This is a genomic window from Streptococcus sp. HMSC072G04 (assembly GCF_001813295.1).
Classification (GTDB): domain Bacteria; phylum Bacillota; class Bacilli; order Lactobacillales; family Streptococcaceae; genus Streptococcus.
In genome coordinates this window covers 74,242-81,048 of record NZ_KV812036.1, presented here as the reverse complement: position 1 = coordinate 81,048, position 6,807 = coordinate 74,242, and the positions used below count along the sequence as shown (strand labels likewise).

General features: G+C 40.5%; 8 protein-coding genes. 3 read left to right on the top strand and 5 right to left on the bottom strand.

Annotated features, from left to right (window positions below; genetic code table 11):
- A partial coding sequence (locus HMPREF2904_RS11970) for an LPXTG cell wall anchor domain-containing protein (RefSeq protein WP_256263266.1) occupies positions 1-421 on the top strand: 421 nt, incomplete at its 5' end.
- A 493-nt stretch (positions 422-914) separates the two neighbouring features.
- Here HMPREF2904_RS11970 and HMPREF2904_RS08370 read toward each other — a convergent pair.
- The 3 genes from HMPREF2904_RS08370 to HMPREF2904_RS08360 all read right to left on the bottom strand — a co-directional run bounded on the left by HMPREF2904_RS08370 (position 915) and on the right by HMPREF2904_RS08360 (position 3,175).
- Positions 915-1,646 (bottom strand): cyclase family protein, encoded by a 732-nt coding sequence (locus HMPREF2904_RS08370; RefSeq protein ID WP_070661847.1) that lies wholly within the window; start codon positions 1,644-1,646, stop codon positions 915-917.
- Between the two features lie 12 nt (positions 1,647-1,658).
- On the bottom strand, positions 1,659-2,801 hold the full coding sequence (locus tag HMPREF2904_RS08365; protein WP_070661844.1) for a 5-methyltetrahydropteroyltriglutamate--homocysteine S-methyltransferase: 1,143 nt from the start codon (positions 2,799-2,801) through the stop codon (positions 1,659-1,661).
- Positions 2,802-2,962: 161 nt separating this feature from the next.
- A complete protein-coding gene (locus tag HMPREF2904_RS08360; RefSeq protein WP_003002541.1) occupies positions 2,963-3,175 on the bottom strand; it encodes a YdbC family protein in 213 nt (70 codons plus the stop codon).
- Positions 3,176-3,265: 90 nt separating this feature from the next.
- Between HMPREF2904_RS08360 and HMPREF2904_RS08355 the strand changes: the two genes are divergently transcribed.
- Entirely contained in the window at positions 3,266-3,598 is a 333-nt protein-coding gene (locus HMPREF2904_RS08355; protein WP_013903885.1) for a hypothetical protein, read from the top strand.
- Between the two features lie 15 nt (positions 3,599-3,613).
- On the opposite strand, the gene HMPREF2904_RS08350 is transcribed toward HMPREF2904_RS08355, so the two are convergent.
- Both HMPREF2904_RS08350 and HMPREF2904_RS08345 read right to left on the bottom strand, forming a co-directional pair.
- On the bottom strand, positions 3,614-4,900 hold the full coding sequence (locus HMPREF2904_RS08350; protein WP_070661841.1) for a peptidase U32 family protein: 1,287 nt from the start codon (positions 4,898-4,900) through the stop codon (positions 3,614-3,616).
- 95 nt (positions 4,901-4,995) lie between these two features.
- Positions 4,996-5,925, bottom strand: coding sequence for a peptidase U32 family protein (locus HMPREF2904_RS08345; protein ID WP_003015582.1), 930 nt, complete (start codon positions 5,923-5,925; stop codon positions 4,996-4,998).
- A gap of 129 nt (positions 5,926-6,054) precedes the next feature.
- On the opposite strand from HMPREF2904_RS08345, the gene HMPREF2904_RS08340 reads away from it, so the two are divergent.
- The gene (locus HMPREF2904_RS08340) at positions 6,055-6,348 is read left to right on the top strand and encodes a DUF3270 family protein (RefSeq protein ID WP_049490960.1); all 294 of its coding nucleotides are present in this window, start codon (positions 6,055-6,057) and stop codon (positions 6,346-6,348) included.
- The last annotated feature ends 459 nt before the right edge of the window (positions 6,349-6,807 follow it).

Sequence of the window (6,807 nt, the reverse complement as noted above, 5' to 3'; positions counted from 1 at the left end):
TACAACCACAACCACTACGACTCAAGAGCCTAAGACTACTTCAACTACAACACCTGAGACTCCTGCTACAACTGTTTCAACAGAGGAGCCTAAGACTACTGTAACTACTACACCTGAGACTCCTCCTACAACACCAGAAGAGCCAGAAAACCATAATAGTAGTGAAGAAGATACAACAACTACGACTACAACTGTAGAACCTAAGACTTCTTCATCTACAACAGAAAATCCAAATAAACCTGATCATTCTGGTACCACAACGACACCAAGTGCGCCAGGTTCAAATGGTGGAAACAATGGAGGAGGTCGCAAAACACTTCTTCCAAATACAGGTGAAGTTGTTGCATCTGGACTCGTCTTCTCTGGAATTCTTGTCTTAGCAGGTGCTGTTGGAATCAAACGGAAATTGACTCGTCAATAATTTATTAATTTAAAATAGTCAATTTTCTAACGAAATAGATTTTCAATGCATCTTAACAAATAGTTCAACTAACAAAGAGAGAACCTTTTAGCTCTCTCTGATAGATAAAAAGAGGCTGGGACAAAAGTCCTAGCCTCTCAATTATTTTTGGATTGTCGAGCAAGACGCAGTGGTTGAGTGGGCTCTACTACGCTGATTTCATCAGCTTTTACAGCCCTACTCAACTGTGCGGAGGCGGGACGACGAAATCGAATTCTAACGAATTACCGATTTCTGTCCCACTCTCTTTTCTTTGTGTAAGCCCTATAAAGATTTGGCTTACACCGGTTCGTCTATATCTCAAAACATTGGCGAAATAATTAACGAATATCCCTTTTTATTTTCTCTAAATCAGGTTTTTGGATGGAATATCAGATGATAACGAAAATAGTTTCGTAAATACAAAAAGACAAACGTCCAAATGCGATGTCTGTCTCCAAGATTTTTTCTTTGTTTATGGTAAGATGGCAATGGCACGAACAGGTGAACCAGTTGCCTTGTCCCAGTGAGGGAAAGCAATCGAAATCAAGGCACCTACAGCTGGAACTTGATCCAATTGATTCAAAACCTCAACTTGGTAGATATTTTGTTCCAAGAGGTAGTATTCATTGACCAAGCCATGCTCTGCTGCTGGAATACCTGCATCGGTATCGAAGGTTTCATGACCCACGGCCTTAACATGGCGTTCATGAATCAAGAATTCCAAGGCTTCACGGCTCCATCCTGGACTTTGTTGAACCCCATTTTCATCTAGGTTACGCATAGCATCTTGATCTGGCCAACGTTTTGACCAATCACTGCGGAAGGCAACAAAAGCACCCTCAGCAATTTGTCCATGCTCTGCCTCAAAATCTAATATATCTTGTTTACTCAAGATAAAGTTTGGATTGGCAGCAACTTCTTTAGACTTGTTGATCACATAAAGTGGCAAGAGGAGATCTTTGAGGTCAATCTCATCCAACCAACGACCCCCTTCTACAAAGTGAATCGGTGCATCAATATGCGTTCCGTATTGACCAACCACTGTAAATTTTTGAACATGGAAACCATCTTTTAATGTGAAAAGATCTTCTTGTTGCAAGGCAGGAAGGGCTGGGAAGTGTGGACTTTCCGCATTGATTTGGTGACTCAAGTCCACCCATTTTTTAGCTTGCAATTCTTTATAAATACTTAGTAAATCTGACATGTTTCTTCCTCCTTATTCGCCCCAAACTTCAGCGACAATTTCTTTAATCAAACCGATTTTTTTCCATTGGTCTTCTTCTGTCAGAATGTTTCCTTCTTCTGTCGAAGCAAAGCCACACTGAGTCGACAGGTAAAGATTTTCCAACGGTACATACTGACTCGCTTCTTTAATACGAGCAATCACTTCGTCCTTGTTCTCCAATTGACCACTCTTAGATGTTAAGAGGCCTAATACCACTCCTTTACCAGGGGTTACTTCTGCAAGTGGTTCAAAACCACCAGCCCGATCAGTATCAAACTCAAGGAAGTAAGCATTGACAGCTTCTTCTCCAAGGAGTTCTTTGGCAATCGGAGCATAACCACCCGATGAAGCCCAAGTGGAATGGAAGTTCCCACGACAAACGTGCGTATTGACGGTTAAACCAGCTGGAACATGTTGGTAGACATCGTTGTTAAAGGTCAAGAAGAGATCAGCGAGTTCCCGGCGAACCTCATCTTTTGACTTGTCTTGAGCTGCTCCCCAAGCCGTCAAGAAATTATCATCTACCAAGACACCCCACGTACAGTCATCTACTTGAAGGGTCCGAAGTCCTGCATCATACAAATCTTGAATCACTTGAAGATAGGCTTGCTTGATATCTTCACGAACAGCCGCAAAATCAGGATAGATGGTATTCAATTGTTCTACATGTTCTGCATCACGGATCAATTCAAAATAGAATTGCGCAGGTGCTGGAATGGTATATTTAGCCTCTACACCATCTACATCTGCCACAAGATCCCGCAAGAACTTGTAATGCTCTACAAATGGATGATTGGCTCCTGTGATTTTTCCAACGACAAGTGCTGAGTCCGCCTTGGTTGTTTCATCATGGAATTGATAGCCTTGGGCAGCTTGGACATGATCAATGCCACCAAAGCCCCAGAAGAAATCCAAATGCCAATAAGCTCGGCGGAATTCTCCATCTGTTACTGACTTCAGACCAGCAGCAATTTCCTTTTCAACTAAGTCACGAATAGCCTGATCTTCTACTTTTGTTAAGTCAGACTGACTGATTTTTCCAGCTGCGAAATCTTCTCGAGCCTGAACCAAAGTTGCTGGACGAAGAAATGAACCAACATGGTCTACGCGATAAGGTGCATGTGTATGTGTCAATATGATTCCCTCTTTCCTATAAGTTTTACATTAATTCATCAATGCAACCATTATAGCAGTCCAACACCTGACAAACAAGGGTTTGGGATAATCTAATATCTTTGATATCTATATAGCCTTAGACTATAACAAAAAAAGAAGTCCTTGAAGGACCCCTTTTCTTAATTTTTAAATGCATCGAGCATGACTTGGAACTCTTCGTTCGTGAGTGTAATGCCTTTTCCCATCTTTGTATGGTCGGGACTCCAGGTCCGGATATCATACTTAGCAGGAGCACCATTAAAACTCACACGGTTCAATTCTTTGGTCCAACCCTTGTCATTTTCTGACAAGACCAGTAAATGTTCTTCGATTTGGAATGAAAATTCTGCCATTTCACGACTCCTTTCTCGCCTTCTCATCTCTAATATTCGTAAATCATTTACAAAATCGTTGAAATTATCTATAATATATTGTATCAAGTTATGGAGAATTTAGCTATGAAAAAATTTCTCGAGATCGTTAAAGACCGAGCAAATGAATTTTTCAATGGAAAAGTCAGTACCCCTGCCCCATTAGAAGATGAGAGAATTATTGAAATCATTCAACAAGCATTGCGAAAAAAACAAGGGGTACATGTTATTTTTTCAAATAAGAGTTTTACAGGCGACATTGTCAAGTATGACCAAGAACGCCGACAACTGATCGTGAAAAATTTTAAAAAGAGTATGTCCACGATTATTCGGATTTCTGAGATCCAGAAAATCAGTTTGGTCCCCAATAACATTCGCATCGCCCAACAAAAAGGAGAGGTTTAACCCTCTCTTTTTTTGTTACACTCGAACGGTTTTACTTGCCCCATCTTTTGAGTAGAGATTGATTAAACCTTCCTGGCAAGAACGAATCATATCTCCTGGCTTGACTTCTTGTGGGACAGTGATCGTGAGAAGTTCCATCGGATTTGGTGCGCGATCAATCTTCACTCCATCCTTATCATGCAAGTCTTGGATCTGGCATTCAAAATGACGGAAGCCTGGTCCGTAGAATTCCACTTGGGCACCTTCATTGATGACATTCCGTTGGCGAATCGTCGCAGTCATGGTAGATGGATCAAAGTCTACCACTTCTCCTACAAATTTGTATTGAGGAATCTTACGACGTGCCCCAAACAATTGTTCATTTTCAGTCGGTGTTTGGTAGTAGAATCCAGTTGCTAATTCACGTTGAGCGACTTTCCACAATTCATTGATCAAATCATCCTTGATGGCATAAAAGGCTTCTGGACTTTCCATATAGGCATCACAAGCCGCCTTGTAACAGTTGGCTACTGTTGATACGTAATGGACAGATTTCATCCGGCCTTCGATCTTCAAACTATCAACCCCATTATCAATCATGTCTGGAATATTTTCGATCATACACATGTCCACGGCTGACATAGAGTATTCTTCTGGGACTTGCCCCTTGATACTCTTGCGTTCTTGACCAAATGGCATATCGTAGAGATCGTATTTCCAACGACAAGATTGAGAACAGCCACCACGGTTGGCATCCCGGTCAGACATGTGGTTAGAAAGGGTACAACGTCCGGAATAAGAAATACACATGGCTCCATGAACGAAGGCTTCGATCTCAAGATCGGTACGCTTACGGATCTCTGCCAACTCTTCCATGGATACCTCACGGGCCAAGACGACACGGGTCAAGCCATATTCTTTCCAGAAATGGAAGGTCTCCACATTGGTTGCAGAAGCTTGCGTAGACAAGTGAATATTGAGGCCAGGTGCATAGGTTGCACAGATTTCAATCAAGGCCGGGTCTGAGACGATCACGGCATCAAGGCCCATATCCCGCAATTCACGGAACCATTCACCAGCCCCTTGTTCATTTCCCTCATGGGTCACCATGTTTGAAGCAACGTGAACATCAACGCCACGTGCATGAGCATATTCGATACCTTCACGAAGCTCATCCATGGTAAAGTTTCCGGCACGGCTACGCAAACCATAGGCTTGTCCACCAACGAACACAGCGTCTGCCCCATAATTAACGGCAACTTTTAATTTTTCTAATGTTCCAGCAGGTACCAAAACCTCTGGACGTTTTTTTGTATTTGTCATGTTTTCTCCAATTTACAAGATTGTCGATATGATGAATAGCCTCTTCGTTCCCTGAAAAAGGAAAACTCACAAACGAAGAAGCCCTAGTTTTTTTATTATTTTACACGATCTGGTTCATAATCATAGAAACCAGTATCCAAACCACGATTAGCTGGATGCAATTTGCGGATTTCTTCATCAAACAGATAAGCTTGATCCTGTGTAAATGTTCCTTTTTGAATCAAATCACGGGCCTTGACAAAGTACTCTGTAATCTTGACAAAGTTTTCACCCGGACAGTAGACACCATCGAGTTTCCAATGATCAAATCCGTGTTCTACCAACTCAGATAATTTGGTCATCATATTCAAGTCATTATTTGAGAAGATATGGGTTCCATGTTTGTCCTCGTAGACTGAATAATGAGAATTGGGATCTCCTGGTTCTGCCAAGAACAGATCGCGATCTTTGGTCACAGAATCCTCTGTCTTGATGAAGTTGTAATAATTCTGAAGAAGAGGTCGTTTCGAATGGTGAATAATGCTAGCACCATAGACTAATACTTCTGCAGGAATCTGAAGATTCTCAGCCATTACGAATAATTCGGCAGATGGAATCTCACGAGCCAAAACAGCCTCAGAAGCACCTGCTTGTTTTCCCCAGAAATTGATCTGGCGGCTAGAAGTGACCATGGTTGAGGCATCGTAAATCGTTTTGAATGGATAGCCATCTCGTTTCAAGACATAAAAAACGCCCGCATCTCCGACAGTAATATAATCAGCCTGAATTTCTTTCAAAAAGTCTAAGAAAGGCTTGATTGAATCCATCATCGATTGGTGCATCAGTGCATTTACAGCTACTGTCAATTCTTTGCCAGCAGCATGGACCAGTTGGGCAATTCGATTTATTTCGTCATAGCTTAAAGTTTGAGGCAATCGTAATCCGTAATCTTTTTCACCGACATAGATTCGATCAACCCCTGCATCAATCAGGGCTTGCGCTTGCTCAACACTCTCTGCTGTTGCTGTAATAATAATATTTTTCATAGAACCATTATAACAAAAATTCCGATATTCTAGAGAAATTTATTCATTTTGTAAAATTTGTAACATTTTTGTAACATTTATATAGCTGAATTCATGATAGAATAATAGAGTACTGTTAGGAGAGAGAAAATGCCCGTAAGAAATTTAAGACACTATGATGAAAAATTCGATTATATCGAATTAACCAAACAAACCCAAGAATCCCCTGTTCAGGACTATGCTCCTGAAGTTGAACCCGCGCCTCAATTAAGTGAATTGCTATATTTTTTAAATATCGCTGTTTTCTGTGTGTTGACGGTTGTATTTAGTTTTATCTTTTTAGCAACAAAAATGAATACCTTCTTTGCGTTTGCCTTAGCGATTGGTTCTAGCTTTGCTAGTATTCAAGGATTCCGAATTTACTACAATAAACGAAAAAAATAAAAATCAGTTTCGCCTGATTTTTTTATTTTACTCGAATTTTTTTAATTCCTAAGTTGTCAAATTAAGTTAGACTTTTCATGTAACTCAGAAAAACTTGGTATAGTATTTAATAATTCAAAGACTTCCTAGAAATTCTATAAGAATAAAAACTTTTTATGAGTTAAAGTTATTCAATCATCTACTGAAACTTTCCGCCGTGAGAAAAGTGCCTGAAACATAATTGTTTCAGGCACTCGGGAGTTTTGAAAGTAAAACAGTTCAGGGAACTTTTTTAGCCTGAGCCTAAAAATCAAAAAGCGAAGGGGCTCAAAACTAATTGAACACGAGCTGCGGATTGTGTCAAAAAGATAAGTTTTCCTAGAATCAAAAGTTTCTGCGTCAAACTTCCTATTTTGACTTTATCCGCGAGCGCCCTTTGTATCTTTGATAAGTCATGGAACTTCCTGGATTGCTGAAATC

Excerpts from the sequence above, each read along its gene's own strand:
- HMPREF2904_RS08370 (WP_070661847.1), bottom strand. The coding sequence starts at position 1,646 with ATGTCAGATTTACTAAGTATTTATAAAGAATTGCAAGCTAAAAAATGG.
- HMPREF2904_RS08360 (WP_003002541.1), bottom strand. The coding sequence starts at position 3,175 with ATGGCAGAATTTTCATTCCAAATCGAAGAACATTTACTGGTCTTGTCA.
- HMPREF2904_RS08355 (WP_013903885.1), top strand. The coding sequence starts at position 3,266 with ATGGAGAATTTAGCTATGAAAAAATTTCTCGAGATCGTTAAAGACCGA.
- HMPREF2904_RS08350 (WP_070661841.1), bottom strand. The coding sequence starts at position 4,900 with ATGACAAATACAAAAAAACGTCCAGAGGTTTTGGTACCTGCTGGAACA.
- HMPREF2904_RS08345 (WP_003015582.1), bottom strand. The coding sequence starts at position 5,925 with ATGAAAAATATTATTATTACAGCAACAGCAGAGAGTGTTGAGCAAGCG.
- HMPREF2904_RS08340 (WP_049490960.1), top strand. The coding sequence starts at position 6,055 with ATGCCCGTAAGAAATTTAAGACACTATGATGAAAAATTCGATTATATC.